The sequence below is a fragment of the Paenibacillus sp. L3-i20 genome (assembly GCF_022180385.2).
Taxonomy (GTDB): Bacteria; Bacillota; Bacilli; order Paenibacillales; family Paenibacillaceae; genus Pristimantibacillus.
Map to the genome: position 1 here is coordinate 590766 of NZ_BQME02000002.1, position 19733 is coordinate 610498.

16 protein-coding genes are annotated in these 19733 nt (G+C 42.9%); 11 read left to right on the top strand and 5 right to left on the bottom strand.

From position 1 onward, the window contains the following. Positions 1 to 14 precede the first annotated feature (14 nt). From cobD to MFF31_RS16080, 10 genes are all read left to right on the top strand, one after another. On the top strand, positions 15 to 1103 hold the full coding sequence (cobD, locus tag MFF31_RS16035; RefSeq protein WP_238189170.1) for a threonine-phosphate decarboxylase CobD: 1089 nt from the start codon (positions 15 to 17) through the stop codon (positions 1101 to 1103). Beyond that, the gene (locus tag MFF31_RS16040; protein ID WP_238189172.1) at positions 1104 to 2720 is read left to right on the top strand and encodes a cobyric acid synthase; all 1617 of its coding nucleotides are present in this window, start codon (positions 1104 to 1106) and stop codon (positions 2718 to 2720) included. Beyond that, complete coding sequence (locus MFF31_RS16045; protein WP_238189175.1) at positions 2717 to 3427, top strand: adenosylcobinamide amidohydrolase; 711 nt, start codon at positions 2717 to 2719, stop codon at positions 3425 to 3427. Before MFF31_RS16040 ends, MFF31_RS16045 begins: the two co-directional genes overlap by 4 nt. A gap of 219 nt (positions 3428 to 3646) precedes the next feature. After that, on the top strand, positions 3647 to 5428 hold the full coding sequence (locus tag MFF31_RS16050) for a stalk domain-containing protein (RefSeq protein WP_238189177.1): 1782 nt from the start codon (positions 3647 to 3649) through the stop codon (positions 5426 to 5428). Positions 5429 to 5555: 127 nt separating this feature from the next. After that, complete coding sequence (locus tag MFF31_RS16055; RefSeq protein WP_238189179.1) at positions 5556 to 6404, top strand: hypothetical protein; 849 nt, start codon at positions 5556 to 5558, stop codon at positions 6402 to 6404. Positions 6405 to 6431: 27 nt separating this feature from the next. After that, positions 6432 to 8924 carry an ATP-dependent helicase HrpB gene (gene hrpB / locus MFF31_RS16060; protein ID WP_238189182.1) on the top strand — a complete coding sequence of 831 codons (2493 nt, stop codon included), beginning with the start codon at positions 6432 to 6434 and terminating at the stop codon, positions 8922 to 8924. Positions 8925 to 8946: 22 nt separating this feature from the next. Next, positions 8947 to 9240 carry a DUF1294 domain-containing protein gene (locus tag MFF31_RS16065; RefSeq protein WP_238189184.1) on the top strand — a complete coding sequence of 98 codons (294 nt, stop codon included), beginning with the start codon at positions 8947 to 8949 and terminating at the stop codon, positions 9238 to 9240. An 85-nt stretch (positions 9241 to 9325) separates the two neighbouring features. Further along, positions 9326 to 11428 (top strand): HelD family protein, encoded by a 2103-nt coding sequence (locus MFF31_RS16070; protein WP_238189186.1) that lies wholly within the window; start codon positions 9326 to 9328, stop codon positions 11426 to 11428. Positions 11429 to 11502: 74 nt separating this feature from the next. Then, complete coding sequence (locus MFF31_RS16075) at positions 11503 to 12675, top strand: DUF3900 domain-containing protein (protein WP_238189188.1); 1173 nt, start codon at positions 11503 to 11505, stop codon at positions 12673 to 12675. Between the two features lie 205 nt (positions 12676 to 12880). Next, complete coding sequence (locus MFF31_RS16080; RefSeq protein ID WP_238189190.1) at positions 12881 to 14191, top strand: hemolysin family protein; 1311 nt, start codon at positions 12881 to 12883, stop codon at positions 14189 to 14191. A 281-nt stretch (positions 14192 to 14472) separates the two neighbouring features. Here MFF31_RS16080 and MFF31_RS16085 read toward each other — a convergent pair whose 3' ends face one another. From MFF31_RS16085 to MFF31_RS16105, 5 genes are all read right to left on the bottom strand, one after another. Then, on the bottom strand, positions 14473 to 14778 hold the full coding sequence (locus MFF31_RS16085) for an alpha-helical endospore appendage domain-containing protein (RefSeq protein ID WP_238189192.1): 306 nt from the start codon (positions 14776 to 14778) through the stop codon (positions 14473 to 14475). Positions 14779 to 15060: 282 nt separating this feature from the next. Beyond that, a complete protein-coding gene (locus MFF31_RS16090; RefSeq protein WP_238189194.1) occupies positions 15061 to 15366 on the bottom strand; it encodes an alpha-helical endospore appendage domain-containing protein in 306 nt (101 codons plus the stop codon). A 308-nt stretch (positions 15367 to 15674) separates the two neighbouring features. Beyond that, entirely contained in the window at positions 15675 to 15980 is a 306-nt protein-coding gene (locus MFF31_RS16095; protein ID WP_238189196.1) for an alpha-helical endospore appendage domain-containing protein, read from the bottom strand. 347 nt (positions 15981 to 16327) lie between these two features. Continuing rightward, positions 16328 to 16621 carry a DUF3817 domain-containing protein gene (locus tag MFF31_RS16100; protein ID WP_238189198.1) on the bottom strand — a complete coding sequence of 98 codons (294 nt, stop codon included), beginning with the start codon at positions 16619 to 16621 and terminating at the stop codon, positions 16328 to 16330. 36 nt (positions 16622 to 16657) lie between these two features. Then, on the bottom strand, positions 16658 to 17278 hold the full coding sequence (locus MFF31_RS16105) for a TetR/AcrR family transcriptional regulator (protein ID WP_248565502.1): 621 nt from the start codon (positions 17276 to 17278) through the stop codon (positions 16658 to 16660). 127 nt (positions 17279 to 17405) lie between these two features. Here MFF31_RS16105 and MFF31_RS16110 point away from each other — a divergent pair, with 127 nt between their 5' ends. After that, positions 17406 to 19622 carry an MMPL family transporter gene (locus MFF31_RS16110; RefSeq protein ID WP_238189202.1) on the top strand — a complete coding sequence of 739 codons (2217 nt, stop codon included), beginning with the start codon at positions 17406 to 17408 and terminating at the stop codon, positions 19620 to 19622. Positions 19623 to 19733: the final 111 nt, after the last annotated feature.

The following is a 19733-nucleotide window of genomic DNA, read 5'->3' on the forward strand; positions in this document are numbered from 1 at the left end:
AATGGGGTAGCAAGATGCTCGAACGATATGGACACGGTGGGGATTTACGTACGGCGGCAGAATCATATGGCTTGTCGGTAAATAGCTTCCTTGATTTCAGTTCTAATATGAATCCGCTTGGTCCACCCAACATCATTCACGATGTGCTTGTAAACTATGTGAGAGAGATTCACAATTACCCTGACCCGGCTGTTCGTGGTTTGCGGGACAAGCTTTCGTTGTTGCATCAAGTTGATGCAACTTCCCTGCTCATTGGCAATGGTGCTGCCGAGCTTATTGATTTAGTGATACGGGCTCTTAAACCAACTAGTGTCACAGTTGCTGTTCCTTGCTTCGCAGAATATGCGGATGCGGCTCGTAAACAGGGTGCAGTTGTAAATGAATTGCCATTGAACTCAGAGTCTGGGTTTGTGCTCGATGAAAAGTGGGTACAACATGCGATTGAAACAAGTCATGGGGATGTTTATATGCTTGGTTCACCCAATAATCCAACAGGTAGACTTGTTCATCCCGATCTTATTATGCAATTGCTCGAAAGTGGAGCAATTGTCATTATCGACGAAGCATTTATGGACTTTGTCTCTGAGGATAAAGGTGTATCGCTAGTCGAGAGAGCATCTACACATCACAAATTGTTTGTAATTCGATCAATGACTAAATTTTATTCGATTTCCGGTATTAGACTTGGCTATATGGTAGGACATCCCGACAACATGCAAGTTCTTCGTGAATTGCAAGTTCCTTGGAGTGTTAATTCCTTGGCTCAGCTAATTGGTGAGGCTGTTCTTGACCAGCAATCATTCGCAATTGAAACGATGAAATGGTTACAAATAGAGCGAACATGGATGATTACTAAGCTAGTGGGGCTAGGTTTCGAGGTATGTCCAAGCGAGGCGAACTATTTGTTGCTTCGGTTGCCTGCTTCGATGAATATAGATGCTCGCCAGCTTCAGGGTGAACTTGGGCGTAAAGGTGTGCTTATACGTGATGCTTCGTTGTTCCCCGGCTTGGATGAGCGATACATTAGAGTAGCGGTTAAACTTAGAGGGCAGAATGAAAAGCTGCTGTCTGAGTTTAATAAACTTTTGCCAACAGGAGTGTGAATGATGGAATCAATAAATAGTTCAAGTGAGGATTCGGCTACTGGTCAAACGATAATGATTCAAGGAACAGCATCGGATGTGGGCAAAAGTTTAGTAACAGCGGCACTCTGTCGCATTTTCACCCAAGACGGCTGGAAGACAGCACCTTTCAAATCGCAAAACATGTCGCTTAATTCCTATGTGACGTGGGATGGCAAAGAAATCGGTCGTGCGCAAGGTATGCAAGCAGATGCTTGCGGGATATTGGCAACAACGGATATGAATCCGATTCTTCTCAAACCTACGAAAGAAATGTCTTCTCAGGTAGTCGTACATGGAGTTCCGCTGAAAGAATATGAAGCGAGAGAATATCGTGAAGAGTATCTCCCCATTGCTGGAGGTATTGTGAGAGAAGCACTTGGTCGACTAAGATCGGCCTACGATATCGTCATATTGGAGGGTGCGGGAAGTCCTGCGGAAATCAACTTGAAGGACAAAGATATTGTGAACATGCGGATGGCTGCATGGGCGAATGCTCCTGTTATATTAGTTGCGGACATTGATAGGGGTGGCGTATTTGCTTCTATTGTAGGTACTCTCGAACTTCTTGAGCAAGGGGAACGTGACCGCATTTGCGGATTTATCATTAATAAATTTCGTGGCGATGTGTCACTATTGCAGCCAGGGCTTGACTGGCTTGAGGAGCGAACGGGCAAGCCTGTGCTTGGCGTAATTCCTTTTATTCACGGATTAGAACTTGAGGATGAAGATTCACTTGCATTATACAAAGCAGAAGTAACGGGGAGCCAGCAAAGAGATAATGAACGGCACCATCCAGTTGTTATTGATATCGCTGTCATACGGCTTCCGCGTATTTCCAACTTTACAGATGTTGATCCGCTCCGTTTCGAAAAGGATGTACGGTTGCGCTTTATTGACCAGCCATATCAATGGGGGAAGCCTGATATTATTATTTTGCCGGGCAGCAAAAGTACGGTAGTAGATTTGATGTGGCTGCGTGAGCAAGGACTCGCTGACTTGGTTCTCAGCCATATTGCGAGCGGTGGTTCAGTAGTTGGGCTTTGTGGAGGATATGAAATGATGGGAGAACGGCTCCTTGATCCTGCACAAGTGGAATCCAGTCTAGTTGAAACAGAAGGGCTACACCTATTTCCATTCGAAGTTGTTTTCTTAGAGACGAAACGAACAGAACGGGTTGCAGGTTTTACAGAGTTATTTTCATCTGGAGAAAAGATAGCTATTGAAGGTTATGAAATACATATGGGTCAAATAAGACACTTAATAATAGAGCCATATCAGCCATTCTTGCTTCGGAAGAAGTTCATTCAAGATGAATCAAATGATGATGTTATGGACTATGAGGCAGAGGGTGTAACTACGAAGGATGGTCGAGTATGGGGAACGTTTCTTCATGGTGTCCTACATAATGACGACTTCCGCAGAAATTGGCTGAATGATGTTCGCAAGTTGAAGGGGCTTGACCCACTTGGAGGGGAACTTCGCTTCAACGAACGGAGGGAAGCTGCCTTTAATACGTTAGCCGAGCATGTTCGTAACCATGTAAAGCTCTCTCGCATTTACGAAATAGTAGAGAGTCATCGAGAGGAGTCAGTATGACGCAACCATTCCGCAGAGAAACCATTTATCAATCAAGTCATTGGTCAGGAGTAAGATTAAAGTTGGAAGAGGATCGAATCGAGATGACACTTCCGCAGTTGATGCATACGCTCAGCAGCTGTGTTCTTCCAGGTGGATTTTCGTATGCGAACAATATTGTCAATTGGAAAGTCCCGTTACATTATAATTGTACAGATCCGATAGCCGATTTAGAGCAACAATGTGCAAATTGGGGCTTCAATCCCTCAAACACCGTAGGTTTTATTACTGCTGCGAAGCTAACTCATGCCTCTATTATTGAGCATGAGGGTGATCACTTTCGACTACTTTGCTGCACAACGGTAGGTACTAGAAATGCGGCAAGAGCAGGATTACCGAGAGAAGTGTATTCCGCATATACGGCTGGTACAATTAATACGATTGTTGCTATCGATGGACAGATGACACAATCTGCGATGGTAAATGCGGTCATTACTGCGACAGAAGCAAAGGCAGCCGCTCTTCAAGAGCTAGCAATTGTGGAACGAATAAGCGGAGAGATTGCAACAGGTACTACGACTGACGCTATTGCGATCTGTGTGAGCCAGCACAGCAGTTGGAATGCAGTACATGCCTATGCCGGTGCAGCGACATCGATTGGCTGCGCAATTGGTGAAGCCGTCTATAAATCAGTCATTGAAGCTGGAGGAACGCAAGACGAGGTCTAATAGAGCGTCAAATGGTTACCCTGATAGTAATAAGAGACCGCTTTCTATCGAAATATTTGCCTGACTTCTATTATGTCTTTAGCATGCTTTACTGGGATATTATCGAAGCAGGGGAAAGATCGTGCAACTTTTCCTTAAGCTTTGCGTCTATTCGATAGTGTAAAGAGAGATCGAGAGTCGTTGTGACTTTAATTACCGAAAGACAGAGGAGATGTTTTGATGTTGCACGACAGATGGAGTACGAAGAAGAAAACAGCTGCGATGCTGTTATCACTGATGCTTATGACCGCCCCATTAAGTCAAGTATCAGCGCAAGACCCGCCAATAACTGCTGGAACAACATATGTCGTGTTTTACGTGGATAATAAGGAAGCTTTTCTTGATGGCAAGCAAGTAACTCTTGATTCACCGGCAGTTATCAAAAAAGGTAGAACTTACGTACCTGCCAAATTTCTAGGTGATGCTTTTGGAATGAAGGTAGAGTGGCAGCCAGCAACTAGAACTATTCTGATGGAAACGCCGACGCATGAAATTTTGCTCGACACCGTTAACAAAAAGGCTTGGGTAAACGGTCTTGAGTTTCCATTTGATGATGTAGCTATGTTATCCAATGGTCGATTGCTTATTAAGCTCACTTGGTTGTCCGATTATATGGGTGCCAAATATACTTACAATAATGAGCTTCGTCGTGTTGATGTCATTCATGTGAATAAGCCGGATGGTAACTATAATCCTGATCAAAATAATTCGGCTCCAATTGCGAAATTCGCATTTGGCAAACAAACTTATCGTATAGGCGAGCCAATCAAATATATTAATTTAAGTTATGATCCAGATGCTGAAGGTTTAAAGTTTGTTTGGACGGGCAAGGAAGAAGTGTTTTTTAAAGCGGGCACTTATCCGGTTACATTAACTGCAACAGACAAAAATGGCAGCGTAAGCGCTACTTATACGCGCAATCTTGTAATTGAAGATGAAGTTTATTTAAATGAAGTGGAATACCCTGTATATACGAAGCCGGTTGGTGGATATATAGCGACGGATTGGAAAACGTTGTATAAACATTATTTTGACCTGCCAGACGTAACAAAGACGGTTAAAGAAGATAAATCTCGTACGTTGTTGTTAAGCGATAGTCCTGAGACGTTTGAAGAAAAAGGAATTTTGTATCAGGATACGATAAACGGAAAAGGCCGCTTGTATGCCGATCATTTGAACGGAACAGATCAAACCGTTGGGTTTGCAATTCTTGCAACAAATAATACGGATAAGCCAGTTACCGTTACAACAACGAACAAAGGTGAAGTGTATCCATCCATCTATGCTCATTTGATCGGCAGTGAAGTGATGGTTGATTATTTAATGGATGATGCCCTAGAAGAGACAATGACGATTCCGGCAGGCAGCACTTTTGTCTATAAACAGTTTCCGGACTTCTACCCTGGTCAGGGTGTTAATCTCATGTACGATGTGGAGACTGATGGAGAGCTTCAGTTTACATTCGCTGCGGATGATACAGTGTCTGAGAACATGATCAACTTGTCTAAGCTTCCGTTCAAAGGTCATATTCGAGGTACATTCCAAATTGCAGGATTTGACTGGAATATTGATGTTTCAAAAGAAGGATTGACGAAGCCGAAAAAAATTATTATTGGAGACGGCAAGGTTGACCCTTTCCAACAAGGCTATGATCCACAACGTGGCACAGATGCGACACTATGGGGGAACTATGGAACTGTGTATAAAATCCATGCCGATAAACCTAGAAAAATGGCGATTATGATTCTTGCCAAAGGCGGTGCTTTCAAGGGGCCGTTCAAAATTAATGGCGAGATGGTCAAAGTACCAGCTTCCGGTGTACTTACCGCATTCGATGGAATGATTATGTTAGCGAAAACAACGGGTAAAGAGGAAAACCTAGATATTGAGTTCAGCCCTCCAGCTGGATCTGCATTCCCAATTAACCTAATCTTCTATCCACTGGATGATCGTGCGCAATAAAACAATAAAAAGCATCGCGGCTCTGTTGGAGCAGCGATGCTTTTTGGCCGACAAGGGTTAATGGCGGTGGACAAATGAGTAGTACAAGAGGTAGACTAGTAGATCAGTGAAAAGCAAGGAGTTGCTTATGGATAATCAACAAAAGACGCAGTCGACCTCGAATGGAAATAGTCGTCTGACTGCTAAACAAATCAAGATAGTGATCGGAGTATTTGTATCCTTGCTTGTTGTATCTGGTATTTTATTTTATTTTTTACTGACTTCCTTAAGTAGTCGGAATCCGGGTGTTGAAGCTCCATTAGAAGCTATCAAACAATACAACTATTCAGCGGTAGAAGCAACTAACGGTATGAAAATTCATGTGCTCGCAACTAAACCCGCTTTTGTTACATTAGAAGTTATTAATGAAAATGTTTCATTAAGCGAAAAGGTCGGCGTCAATGGCGGTTTTTTTTATGGGGAAGCGCTTATGAGTATGAGTGTTGTTAACGGTCATGCAGTGAATGGTGAGATGAATGGTTATGGCAGCGGTGGGGTCAATATGAAGTATGCTCGTGGAACTTTAGTGTGGGACGGCGAATCAAATGCATTAAGCGTTCAGGTCGTTTCCAAAGCAAACGAGGTAAAGGTGAAAGATCACTCTCGCTTCTGGGCTCAAGGCGGCATCAGTATGAGTCTTGGCAATGATGCCGGCTGGGAAAAACAGTCGCAGCTTGAACATGCACCTTTCGCTGAAGACGATCGACTGCGTTCTGGCGCTGTATATGATGACAAAGGCACATTATATCTACTCGTCAGCGAAACGGAAGGTTCACTTGAAATGTTCCGTACTGCAATTGTAGAGAAGATTGGCGCAGGGAGACTCGTTGACGGTATATTTCTAGATGGTGACGGCTCTTCACAGTTATTAAGTAAAGAAAAAGCTTTGCCAGGCGACAATCGTCCAGTGGTACAAATGCTTCGTATTATGAAATAGCAATTCGTGTAGATGAGGGGTAATGAAATGAAGCATTTGCCTATCGACGAGGTGCTTCCGCAGCTCCTTGAATCACTGAACAGCGGGTTGAATGCAGTGCTTATAGCAGAACCTGGTGCCGGAAAAACAACTAGAGTACCATTGGCTCTGCTTAACCAGCCTTGGCTATCGAACAAACGAATTATTCTACTTGAGCCGCGCAGGTTAGCTGCTCGTTCTGCGGCATTATTTATGGCGCAATCTTTGGGTGAGCAGGTAGGCGAGACGGTCGGCTACCGTGTTCGCATGGATCGTAAGGTTGGACCAGGAACGATCATCGAAGTCGTTACAGAAGGTATTCTTACAAGGATGCTGCAGAGCGATCCTGCACTTGAAGATGTTGGTGTCATTATATTCGATGAATTTCATGAACGTAATTTACATAGTGATCTTGGTCTCGCACTTTGTCTACAGTCGCAAGGACTTCTTCGTGAAGATCTACGGCTGCTCGTGATGTCTGCTACGCTTGCGGAGGGGCCAATCGCTGAATTGCTCGGCGGTGCTCCAATTATATCTAGCAAAGGCCGAACATTTCCTGTCGAAACCTACTACTCAAGCATGCGAATAAGTGGAGGGATTGAATCCCAAGTGGGGAAAACCATTATCGACGCTCTTCGCAAGCATGAAGGTGACATTCTTGCCTTCTTGCCAGGTGTTCCCGAAATTAGAAGAACAATACGCTATTTATCTCAGCAAAGTTTGCCACCCAATACGAAAGTGTCGGAGCTGCATGGCAGCTTGTCACTTGAACAGCAGGGCGAAGCAATTGCCGCGTGTTCCGAACATGAAAGAAAGGTTGTTCTCGCAACCTCTATTGCAGAATCCAGCTTAACAGTTGAAGGTGTCAAAATTGTTGTGGATAGTGGACTTATGCGAATATCCCGTTTCTCCCCACGAACTGGAATGAGTCATCTGGAGACAGTTGCAGTATCGAAGGCATCTGCTGATCAACGACGTGGACGTGCGGGGAGACAAGCTCCCGGCGTCTGCTATCGGTTATGGACGGAAGTCGAACATGCTCATTTGCTTGATCAAGGAAGACCGGAGATCGTTGATGCGGATTTATCATCTTTGGCATTAGAGCTTGCAGTATGGGGAGTAAGAGATCCGATGGAGCTGCAATGGTTAACACCGCCTCCACCAATCGCTTTCAATCATGCCAATCTGTTGTTGAAGCAGCTTAAGGCACTTACAACGGAAGGAACTCCTACAATTGAAGGAATACGTATTGCAAAGCTTGGCATCCATCCGCGACTAGGTGCGATGTTGCTTGCTGCGACAGATCATGGAATGTTGCAACATGGTTGTGAGCTAGCCTCTTTGCTAAGTGACAGAGATCTCTTGCCTAGCGAAAGAAACGTAGATATCCAGCTCCGACTTGACTTGCTAAATGTTGCTGACAGAAGTAACGGAGCTGCACAACGGATAAAAGCACAAGCAGCACAGTGGGAATGGATGCTCCATTCGTTTATGAAGGATGGTAGTGCAACTAAAGAGAACATAGGTCGCAAGTCGACTTTATCTATTGGTGCTTTACTTGCTATTGCCTATCCAGATCGGATTGCTCAGCGTAGAGGGGATGGACGTTATTTGCTTGCGAATGGAAGAGGTGCTCTTCTGCCAGAAGTACAACCACTTTCTCGCTATCAGTATTTGGTAGTGTGCGAGATGGACGATGCAGGTAGCGAGGGGAAAATACGTTCTGCAGCAGCGGTTGGAATAGATGTGCTTGAGGGACAACTATCGTCCTATTTACATGAAGAAGAAGTTGTGGAATGGGATGATGCTGCAAAGGCAGTGCGAGCGAGATATCGCTTAAGACTCGGGGCTTTGATTCTTAAGGAAGGTCCTGTTAACGGGCTCGATCTCGAAGCGGTTGCTGATGTATTAGTTGAAGCAATAGGTCAGAAGGGTATACAAATGTTGCCCTTTAATAAGCAATCTAAAGCATTGCTAGGTAGAATGAAACTTATGCAATTAAGTGGAGATAAGGATTGGCCTGATGTCTCCGAGGAAACGTTGCTTATGACGATGAAGCATTGGCTGAAACCTCATCTGTATGGACTAAAAAGTCAAGCTGATCTGCAAAAACTATCAATGGGGCAATTACTTGGCAATATGCTCAGCTGGAAGCAAACGCAGGAGCTGGATGAGCACATTCCGACCCACTTCGTTGCGCCAAGCGGCTCTCGTATACCGATTGATTATAGTGATCCAGACAATCCTGTTCTAGCTGTCAGGTTGCAAGAGTTGTTTGGCTTAAAAGAAACGCCTAGTGTAGCGAGGGGAAAACTTCCTATTACACTACATTTATTGTCCCCATCCCAACGTCCCGTTCAGGTGACACGAGATCTGGCAAGTTTTTGGGAACATGCTTATTTCGAGGTTAAAAAAGATTTGAAGGGACGTTATCCGAAGCATTATTGGCCGGACAACCCTCTCGAAGCAACAGCGACAAGTCGAGCGAAGCCTAGAACATAGATAGGAAAGGAGGGTGAAATCAATGACATTGCTATACGTCATGATCGGATATTTAATCCTCTTGAACGGATACGGTTTTATTCTTATGGGACAAGACAAACAAAAGGCTAAGCGACGTACTAGGCGTGTTCCTGAGAAAAAGTTCTTTATCATAAGCGCCCTTGGTGGAGCGATTGGAATATGGTATGGTATGAAGAAGTGGCGTCATAAGACGCAGCATCGTGCTTTTACAGTTGGCATACCTACTCTTGTCATTGTAAATATAATGATCATTGCGATAATGATATGGTTTTGGAAAACAAACTTAACCGGGTAAGTGACTATGATGGATACGACAGATTAACAAGTGAAGCTGAGCCCTCGCAAGAGGCTCGGCTCTTTATATTTGGGAGGTAAATAAGATGAGTGAACATATAACCTATGAAGAAGAACAAGGAAGGCTTGCCCGTTCATTGCAAGATATTGAAAATCAACTGCGCAGTATTGGACCTAAGTACACGGGTGACGATTTCACAGAGCAAGTGTTGGATCATCAACGGGAAGAGAGAAAACAGCGTCTAGAGATCGCATTCAAAGAGCCTTATTTCGGACGAATTGACTTCCAAGAAATGTTCCAAGATGGTGTATCTGTTGCAAAAGATAATATGGCGCTCTATATCGGCAAAGCAGGTGTAGCAAAAGAAGGCGGCAATGAGCTGTTAGTTATCGACTGGCGTGCACCTGTTGCCAGCTTATTCTACTCATTTACAGGGGGAGAGGCGCTAGCCGAATATGAATCACCTGATGGTGAAATTTCGGGGCATGTGCATTTAAAACGGAATTTTATGATCCGCCAAGGTGAGCTAGTGCGACTGGTTGATAGCTATGTGCGCGGACAAGAGGAAGGTGGAGTAACGGACGAATTTCTATTATTCCGACTAGGTGAGAACAAGGACAATAAACTTAGGGACATCGTCTCCACGATCCAAGGCGAGCAGGACAAAATTATTAGAGCAGAACGGAATAAAGCATTATTTATTCAAGGGGTAGCGGGTAGTGGTAAGACGACAGTTGCACTTCACCGACTTGCCTTCCTGCTTTATCAATACGAAGGACGAATACGTGCAGACCGTATGATCATCTTTGCACCGAACCGTATGTTCCTTGACTATATATCGGGCGTATTGCCTGAGCTTGGTGTAGGTGATATCGGACAAACGACTTTTGGTGATTGGGCAGTGGAATTGCTGGATCATTCGATTCAATTAAGTGATCCATCTGAGACGATGATCCATTGGTTCGAGGAGCGCCGTAGCGTAGAAGAGTGGGAGCAAGCATCGGGGAGATGGAAAGGCAGCATCGCGTTTAAAAAAATTATAGATGATCGTCTTACTGAGATTCAAGCAACTATTTTGCCAACGATATCATTTAACCCGCTGCCAAGATTTGAGCTAACTCCAGAAATGATGAGGGAATGGTACGACACAGATTACGGTGATGAGACGATAATGGTGAAGCGTGATCGATTGGCAAGTCGTATTCGTCGCTGGCTGGAATCAGAGCTCAAGCAAAGAGGTATTTCAGATAAGAAAATACGTGCAGGTGCGATGTCGAAGTTGAATTCTTTTGTAAAAAAGATGCCGTCCTTCTCAGCGTTACAGCTATATACTTCACTCTTTAAAGGGAAAACAGCACTTGCAGGAGTGCCGAAGGCATTGGCAAAAGCGACTGCTGATCGGCTCGGGAATGGTAAGGCTGCATCTGAGGATTTGGCGGCACTGACTTACATTCATCTAAAGTTATATGGACTTCATTCCGCTCCATTTGACCATATTGTTATTGATGAAGCGCAGGATTATTCACCATTCCAATTGGAAGTACTGCGTTTATGTCAACGCACCGTATCGATGACCATCCTAGGTGATTTACAGCAAGGGATCCATGGCTATACGGGCATTCATAGTTGGAATGAGCTCAAGGGGTTATTTTCTGAGGAAGATACAGGTTTCTATGAGCTAAATCGAAGTTATCGTTCAACGATGGAAATTATTGAATTTGCCAATTATATTTTGGGTGGAATGACTGGCGAGGTGAAGCCAGCAGTTCCTGTCTTCCGTAGCGGTGACCCCGTTGTTGCAGAGCAAAGGAATAACGATGATTGGCTTCCTGCTATACATGCAACCATTCAACAATGGCAAGCCAAGGGTGAATATGACACGATCTCAATTATCGCTCGTACGGAGCGGGAGAGTTATGACATTCATCAGTATTTGATTGCACAAGGAGTGGAAGTATCGCTCGTTAATAGTAAGCAGCCTACGTATAGTGGAGGTCTTACTGTTGTACCTGTCTATTTATCGAAAGGGCTCGAATTCGATGCAGTTCTAATTGCGGACGCAGGAGCTGTGGCATACGAAAATATGGATGCAAAGCTGCTTTATGTCGGTTGTACTCGTGCATTGCATATGCTGAAGCTGTTATATCGTGGGGATAGAACCCCATTGCTTGCGGATTGGAATGATTAGAGGATTAGTGCCTAGAGTAGTGAGATATGCTATTCTGAAGTGTAATTACCAGGGATGATGGAGGGAAAGTGGACATGGATTTTATGCTGCAATATTTATCGTTTTTCGTTATCCATACGGATGGAGAACAATCAACCTCATCGTCCGGAAGACGATTCAAACATTACCAGACATTAGATGGTGACGATTATGAAGATAGTGAAATCAAAAAATTTCTCGATGAAGAATTTACGAGGATCGTAAAACGAAAAGTTGAGCGTAATCCGAATACTGCGAACGCTCCAACGAAGATAGGTCGGTTCATGGTGGAACCGGGATACGAGCTAGGAAGTAATCAGAACTATAATTTGTTCCAGCGACTTAGAGATGCAGATTCCAAAGATCGATTTATAGGTATTGCCGATGAACTTGTTCGGATCTACATGGATACGAGTGCTGTACGCGGAGGAGCTTTTATCGTAGCGCTTTCCAAGCTGAATACGTTCTTTGATACACCGTTCCTGTTTCTGCTAAAATGTGACTTCGAGCCCAAGATAGCTAGAATTTCTGATGAACGCAGCTTAATTTCACATGTGGAGATGGCAATAAGCGCACGCAGTATTAAGTCAATTCAATATCCCCATATGCCAGAGGAAGGAATAATGGAGCCGTGGGAGTTGAAAATACATCAAGCTTCCCATGCTCGTTACTTTGAGGACTTCCTTAAATATGTTTCTTATGAAAAACCGCTTCCCGAAGTGATCGGCGAGCAAGTCGTGGAGATGGTTCATCAGTATATTGCCGACAAGTGGCAAGATGAAGGTGGATCGGAGCGAAGTGAAGAAGAGAATGCGGTGGAAGTGTGGGCGGCAAGCGAAAAGCGTGAGCTTCAGGAATGGTGGTCGCATGAGCAGGTAGAGGCAGCTTCGGCGGCTTTAGTCGAGCAGAAACCAGATTTGCCGTTTTCGTTCAAACTGGATGCAGTGACAGTGAAAGGATTGCTCTCTGACTTCGGAGGCAATATCCATTTTGCTAAACATAATGGCAGATATGTTGTTGTTATTGAAGGAGATCAGTTTCAATTCGACAGAGGTATGTCTCCTATCGAGCTGTTGCAACCAAGAGATTTGACAGATGTAATGCCACTTATTGGTTCGAGGGTTGCTGAAGGGGAAGAGGGAATCTCAAATACGGATTTGGGTACAGTTAATGATGAGTCAAAAGATGACTCAAGAGATGACTCAAGAGATGACTCCCCACCATGGTAATGGGATAAAAAACGAAGTAATGGTAACATCGGCGTTGAGGTAGTAGTATGAGCATGCAAAATAAGGGATAGGCTGTATAGGTGGACGAGCTTTATATGTGTATGCTGCGCAAGATCATAAGCAATTTTATATTGTATTAGTAAACGCAGGAAGCAGCGTATGAGGTTTGTCCCTATTACAGGGTAACAGCGAAGGAGACACTTCGATGGCTATTAAGCTTATTTTGTTTACGATGCTGCTGGTCTTAACAGCCTTTTTTGTTGCTACTGAATTTGCGATCATAAGGCTCAGAGCAAGTCGTGTTCAGCAGATGGTGGACGAGGGTATCAAAAATGCAAGCGCAGTCCAAGAGGTGACAACCCATCTAGACGGCTATCTATCGGCTTGTCAGTTAGGCATTACGATAACAGCGCTAGGTCTTGGCTGGCTCGGTGAACCGACTGTAGAGCAGCTCCTTCATCCTGTATTCGATTTAGTTGGGATTACAGGAAGCTTCGGATCGTTAATCTCATTCATTATCTCATTTTTGCTCGTAACGTACTTGCATGTCGTGCTCGGTGAACTTGCTCCGAAGACGATAGCCATCATTCGTGCAGAGAAAGTTAGTCAAATTACTGCACCATACATTATTTTCTTCTATAGAACAATGTACCCGTTTATTTGGTTATTAAATGGCTCTGCGAATAGTCTTGTCAGATTATTTGGCTTTAAACCTACAAACGAGCATGAAGCACACTCCGAGGAAGAAATTCGTATGATCATTTCTGAGAGCTATGAAAGTGGCAAAATTAATAAAAGTGAATTTAGCTATGTCAATCGCATCTTTGAATTTGACGAGCGGCTAGCAAGAGAAATTATGGTTCCCCGGACGGACATGGTATGTCTATTTGTAGATCAAACCCGTGAAGAACACATTGAGATTATTAAAAGAGAGCAGTATACTAGGTTTCCTGTAGCTAAGGGTGACAAGGACACCATTATAGGTGTACTAAACACCAAATATCTTATTTTGCATGATAAGGACGAAAAGCAGGACATGAGAAGGTTGCTCCAGCCTGTTATGACTGTTCCTGAAGTGCTGCCAATTAATAAATTGCTGCGGATGATGCAACTCGAGCGTGTCCATCTTGTTATACTAATGGATGAATATGGCGGTACGTCTGGACTGCTTACGATTGAGGATATCATTGAGGAAATTGTAGGTGAAATTCGGGATGAGTTCGATGCTGATGAAGTGAAAGAGATTGAACGGCTTGAACAAGAACATTATTTGGTGGAAGGGAAAGCGTCGATCATTGAAGTAAATGAAGCATCGGGCCTGCATCTGCCAATTGATGTTGCCGATACGATTGGCGGTTGGTTATATCAACAGCAGCCGAACTTACCTAGAGGCGAGTCATGGACGTATCAAAATGCCCTCTTTATTATTAAAGAACGTGATGAACATCGCATCAGAAAAATTGAAATTTATACAGATTGCGGAGAGGGTGAAATGAGTCAATACGGACATGCATAAACTGATAGCTGAATTGTACTTGGTAGTATTTTGATGGTCGATGCAGATCGTTCGAAGCGCCCCGTCTTTTTATCGATAAAAAAATATGTATTTACATACAAACAAAAACAACCATGTACCGAATAAAATCCGGCAAATGGTTGTTTTTGTTTGTTAGGCTATATATGGTTGTCAAGAATGAGTGTACGTGCATAAACTGATATTGGCAAAGCAGTTAAAGTAGGAAATAGCTTGATATTATATGAGTTGTAACCGCAGCTTTAAGATGTTGAATGGATGAATTAGCCTCCTGCTGGAAAAGCACCTACGATACTCTGTAGCTTGGAAAGTAGTAAAAATTCTTTTTTCCCTACTGCATTGAGTGTAGTTCTTACACTTGCATTAATGGTGAGTAAGTCGCTAATTGTTGCTGGAACAGAGAGACCCGGTAGCGTACCAACTACGTATTGAATTTTTTCAGCTTCGGCATTGATAATATGTGCAAGACCGATCTCCTCTAGGGCAATAGAAGCTAACAAAAGATTTACCGCATCCACTGTAGTAATTGTAATTGTAGGCGTAATATTAGGAATATTCGCTTGTGACAATTCAATTCATCCTCTCGTTTCTGTAATTAGCATTGCCCCATATCCTATGTTGTCTGAGCGGAAAAGTTTGGGCTAATGGTAATAGGCGTTGTAATATCAGCAGTAGTCTATAGACAAGTATCGAGCCTATGAAATCGTTTCTAAAGCAAATACCCGTGAAGTGAGGGGAGTCTCACACCACGGGTGGAAAAATCAACAAGTACAACTAATAAATATTATTAGTGGCATATGCAAAAGGCAAAATGACTAAAATCCTTAGCACAACACCACGGAGTTTATTTGTTATCCTCTTGGAGTAACAGCAGCAACGACACTCTCTAGCTTGGAAAGAAGTAAAAATTCTTTTTTAGCTACTGCATCAAGCGTAGTTATTACACTTGCATTAATGGTGAGTAAGTCACTAATGGTTGCTGGGACAGAAAGACCCGGTAGGGTTCCCACAACGTATTGAATTTTTTCTGCTTCTGCATTGATAATGTGTGCAAGACCGATTTCTTCTAGGGCAATTGAAGCTAACAAAAGATTCACCGCATCAATAGTAGTAATGGTAATCGTAGGTGTAATATTAGGGATATTCGCTTGTGACAAATCAGTTCATCCTCTCGTTTCTGTAATTGGTATTGCCCCATATTCTATGTAGACTGTTCAGAAAAGTTTGGGCGAATGTGCTAGGCGTAGCAATATCAGCAGGAGTCTATAGACAGGTATTGGGCCTAGATGATCATCTCTACACTTATGACTTTCCAAACGGAAATACCCGTGATGTGAGCATAGTCACACATCACGGGTAGACAAGGAGAGGGCATTTAATTAATCCAAATAATACATATGAAAAGAGATAGATGTATAAGGACATTTGAGTAGTACCCGTAGCATTAGATCGCTAGATCGTCGTATTATCCTCCTGTAGGTAAAGCATCTACGATACTCTCTAACTTAGACAGTAGTAAAAATTCCTTTTTACCTACTGCATTTAGCGTAGTTATTACACTAGCGTTAATAGTGAGTAAGTCGCTAATGGTTGCTGGAACAGAGAGACCTGGCAGCGTACCAACAACGTATTGAATTTTTTCAGCTTCAGCGTTGATAATGTGTGCGAGACCAATCTCCTCTAGGGCAATCGAAGCTAACAAAAGATTTACCGCATCCGTTGTAGTAATTGTAATCGTAGGCGTAATATTAGGAATATTCGCTTGTGACAAAACAATTCATCCTCTCGTATTTGGAATTAACATTGCCCCATATCCTATGTTCTGTGCTTCAAAAAGTTTGGGCAAATGAGATAGAAGCGGTAATATCAGCGTTAGCCTATGGACAGGATCTCATCTTACTATTGAAATTCTAGCTCTATGAAATGATAGCTATTCAATAAAATTGTTGCTGTGCGCTGTTAGTAAAGGGACCGAGAGGGTACAATTTAATATTATTGATGATAAGTAGAGTAGAAATAAGTTATAAAAAAGCATCTGTACCTAACCCAACAGGGTTGATACAGATGCTTTTTGTATTATTTACTAACGTATTTAGAAACTAGGTGCGGGAAGGGAATTTATGCTTCATCGCGCAATAGCTTTTTGTCCACGATGAACGGACCGAATGGTAAAACGGATGCTACGCAAGCAAGAAGAAATTTAACGAATGACCAGCGGTGAACGATAGTAACGTGAATAACTGCCAAAATGTAAAGAACAAACAATACTCCATGCAGCATACCTACGATAGAAACAGGTTCTGGTATATCGGCCCAATACTTTAGCGGCATTGCAATCAACAGAAGTACAAGGAACGAAATTCCTTCAAATAGTCCAATAATTCTTAACCTGCCAATGGCGGTTTTTAACATGGTTGTACCTCCGATAATGTATTGTGTGGAATTTTGTTATGATCGTGGAGCAATTCCAGTCCATAACAATTGTACGATCTCTTGCGCAGATTGTCCCACTGTTTTTTGATTGTTAACAATTTCTTCACGATTACGCAGGGATAATGTGGAAACAAATACATGTGATAGTAACATGGGGTCACTGCAATTAATAAGCCCCTCATCCATTGCCTTCTGAAATACCTCTGCAAGCAAAATGTGAAGTGCATTTTCACTACTGCGTATAGCGGATACTTGTTCCTCTGATAATTCAGTTGCAGCTTCACGCATCATTGTCTCGAAATCGACATGAGAGTTTCGCATATGCCTGGTGGCCACTTCAAATAGACGTTCCTGCAAGGTTCCGGGTCCAAGTACGATTAGTGCGGTTTGATTGTATGCCATTTTGAGCACGAATTGAAGTGACTCGGAGAAGAGGGTGGCTTTGTTATTAAAGTAATAGTAGACACTAGCTTTCGTCACTCCGCAAGCTTTTGCAACGCTATCAAGAGAAACCTTCTCATATCCATTCGCCATAAATAGAAAAGAGGCGGTTCTCATAATTTGATCTTTAGTGTGCGGCGAGTCGGTCGCTTTTGGTCGTCCTGGTTTACGTTTTGGCTGTTCTGATTTCAACACATAACACTCCAATCAAAGATAAAAAAATAGTGATTGATTAATTAACCTTTGGGTATATATAATTAATATAAAGTATGATTACATTGTAAACGAAAATGGTTTCGATGTGAAATGGAGGAGTAAAGAGATGATAGAAAAGCTAGGAGCAGCATTTGCTGGGCGTCGTACACGTTGGATCACGTTGGGAGTATGGATCATTGCAGTTGTGGTGCTTACGTTTACACTTCCAGCAGTTGGAGATAAAGAAAAAAATAATGCTCCAAATCTAGAAAGCAATAGCCCATCTGTCGTTGCTGACGGATTGATAAAGCAATATTTTCCTAATTCTTCGGGAGTTCCCGCATTAATAGTGTGGCATAGAGAAAGTGGGTTAACAGAAGAGGACTTTTCGCTAATTCAACAATTATCTAAAGGGTTGGCAGACTCACCACTTAAAGCACAAGGTAAGCTAATACCGCTTCATCAGTTGCCAGCTCCAGCTTTATTGCAGATGGCTTCAGAGGATGGCACAACACTGGTTCAACCTATCTTATTTGAGGAAGCGACTGAAACTGAGCTGCTCAAAGAAAACGTGGAAGCTATCAAAGGAATGGTGATAGAAGCATCTGACGGGGATCCATTCACAGTTGCCACAGATTCCAGTTCAGAGCTTAGCGTTCGTGTTAGTGGGCCAGTAGGTATTTCGATTGATGCAACTGAGCTGTTCCAAAATGCAGATTTTGTACTTTTGATGGCAACTGTCATTATTGTTCTTGTATTACTACTTCTTATCTATCGTTCGCCGATATTGGCTATTATCCCATTAGTAGGCGTCGGCTTTGCATATGGAGTGACGAGTCCTCTCCTCGGTTGGATGGCTGGTGAAGGATGGATTACCGTAGATTCGCAAGCAATTGCTATTATGACAGTTCTGCTCTTTGGCGCTGGAACGGACTACTGCTTATTTTTTATTACTCGGTTTAGAAGAGAGTTGACTCTTGAGAATAATCGATTTAGTGCGCTGATTAATGCATTCAAAGGTTCATCAGGAGCTATTGCAATGAGCGGCTTCACTGTTGTTATTTCACTATTTGCCCTGCTTGCAGCTAAGTATGGTGCATTTGAGCGGTTTGCTGTACCATTCAGTTTATCCATTCTAATAATGATGATTGCGAGCTTGACGCTTGTTCCTGCATTAATGTCGATCATCGGCAGAGCATCATTTTTCCCATTCATCCCACGTACGGTGGAAATGGAAAAGCTGAGGAACACGAAGCGTGGAAAGACGAGCAAATATAGAGATGAAAAGAAGAAACTTGGTCCGAAGATAGGTAATCTGGTCGTTACTAAGCCATGGTTAGTCGTCATTTCATCTATTATGTTATTGGGCTTGTTAGCTTCGTTTTCAACAGGTATCAAATATACCTATGATTTGCTCTCGTCTTTCCCAGAAGATATGCCTTCACGTGAAGGTTTTGATGTTATTGCGGGTGCTTATACACCAGGGGAACTTGCTCCCATTACAATAGTAGTGCGAACTGAGGGCAAAAAGGTGGACGTTGGTTCCAAACTTTCAGATATCACTCATGTAAACAACGTTAGTGAACCTAAGGTTAGTGAAAGTGATCCGATGCTGACTTCTTATTCTGTCGTTCTGGACACTAATCCTTATTCAGAAGAAGCGATGGATACGATTCCTCTGCTTAGATCTGTATCTAGTAAAGCGCTGGCAGAGGCTGGTATCGTTGAAGCAGATGAAAAAGTATGGATTGGAGGCCAAACAGCAACTCAATTTGATACGAAGGAACTTACAATTCGAGATAATTTCGTTATCATTCCACTTGTTATCGCATTGATTACGATATTACTACTTGTTTACCTTCGATCCGTCGTTGCAACACTTTATTTAATCGGAACAGTACTGCTATCATACGTGGCAGCTTTAGGACTTGGATGGATTATTTTACATTATGTAATGGGATTTGATGCTATACAAGGCTCGATCCCGCTATATGCATTCGTCTTTTTGATTGCACTTGGTGAGGACTACAATATATTTATGATCTCAAGTATTTGGCAAAAGCGCAAACAAATGCCGCTCCGTCAAGCCATTAGTGAAGGTGTCAGTGAAACAGGCGGCGTTATTACTTCGGCAGGACTTATTCTTGCTGCTACATTCGCCGTATTAGCATCGTTACCGATCCAAGTGCTGCTCCAATTTGGATTAATAACGGCTCTTGGCGTATTGCTCGATACATTCATCGTTCGTCCATTTCTTGTGCCAGCCATAACAAGTTTATTGGGTAAAAATGCTTTTTGGCCAAGTAAAGTAGAACTGATCGCTGAATCTAAGCAAGAACAGTAGCATTAAAATAATGAGCCCCTGGAATCGTATTCAGGGGCTCATTGCAATATAGGTATCGAAATTCCTATAAAAGTAAATCATGGTATATTCATTCCACAAAAGATGTCAATT

What these genes read in the sequence shown, in the direction of transcription:
- cobD (WP_238189170.1), top strand. Translation starts at nt 15, where the DNA reads ATGCTCGAACGATATGGACACGGTGGGGATTTACGTACGGCGGCAGAA.
- MFF31_RS16040 (WP_238189172.1), top strand. Translation starts at nt 1,104, where the DNA reads ATGATGGAATCAATAAATAGTTCAAGTGAGGATTCGGCTACTGGTCAA.
- MFF31_RS16045 (WP_238189175.1), top strand. Translation starts at nt 2,717, where the DNA reads ATGACGCAACCATTCCGCAGAGAAACCATTTATCAATCAAGTCATTGG.
- MFF31_RS16050 (WP_238189177.1), top strand. Translation starts at nt 3,647, where the DNA reads ATGTTGCACGACAGATGGAGTACGAAGAAGAAAACAGCTGCGATGCTG.
- MFF31_RS16055 (WP_238189179.1), top strand. Translation starts at nt 5,556, where the DNA reads ATGGATAATCAACAAAAGACGCAGTCGACCTCGAATGGAAATAGTCGT.
- hrpB (WP_238189182.1), top strand. Translation starts at nt 6,432, where the DNA reads ATGAAGCATTTGCCTATCGACGAGGTGCTTCCGCAGCTCCTTGAATCA.
- MFF31_RS16065 (WP_238189184.1), top strand. Translation starts at nt 8,947, where the DNA reads ATGACATTGCTATACGTCATGATCGGATATTTAATCCTCTTGAACGGA.
- MFF31_RS16070 (WP_238189186.1), top strand. Translation starts at nt 9,326, where the DNA reads ATGAGTGAACATATAACCTATGAAGAAGAACAAGGAAGGCTTGCCCGT.
- MFF31_RS16075 (WP_238189188.1), top strand. Translation starts at nt 11,503, where the DNA reads ATGGATTTTATGCTGCAATATTTATCGTTTTTCGTTATCCATACGGAT.
- MFF31_RS16080 (WP_238189190.1), top strand. Translation starts at nt 12,881, where the DNA reads ATGGCTATTAAGCTTATTTTGTTTACGATGCTGCTGGTCTTAACAGCC.
- MFF31_RS16100 (WP_238189198.1), bottom strand. Translation starts at nt 16,621, where the DNA reads ATGTTAAAAACCGCCATTGGCAGGTTAAGAATTATTGGACTATTTGAA.
- MFF31_RS16110 (WP_238189202.1), top strand. Translation starts at nt 17,406, where the DNA reads ATGATAGAAAAGCTAGGAGCAGCATTTGCTGGGCGTCGTACACGTTGG.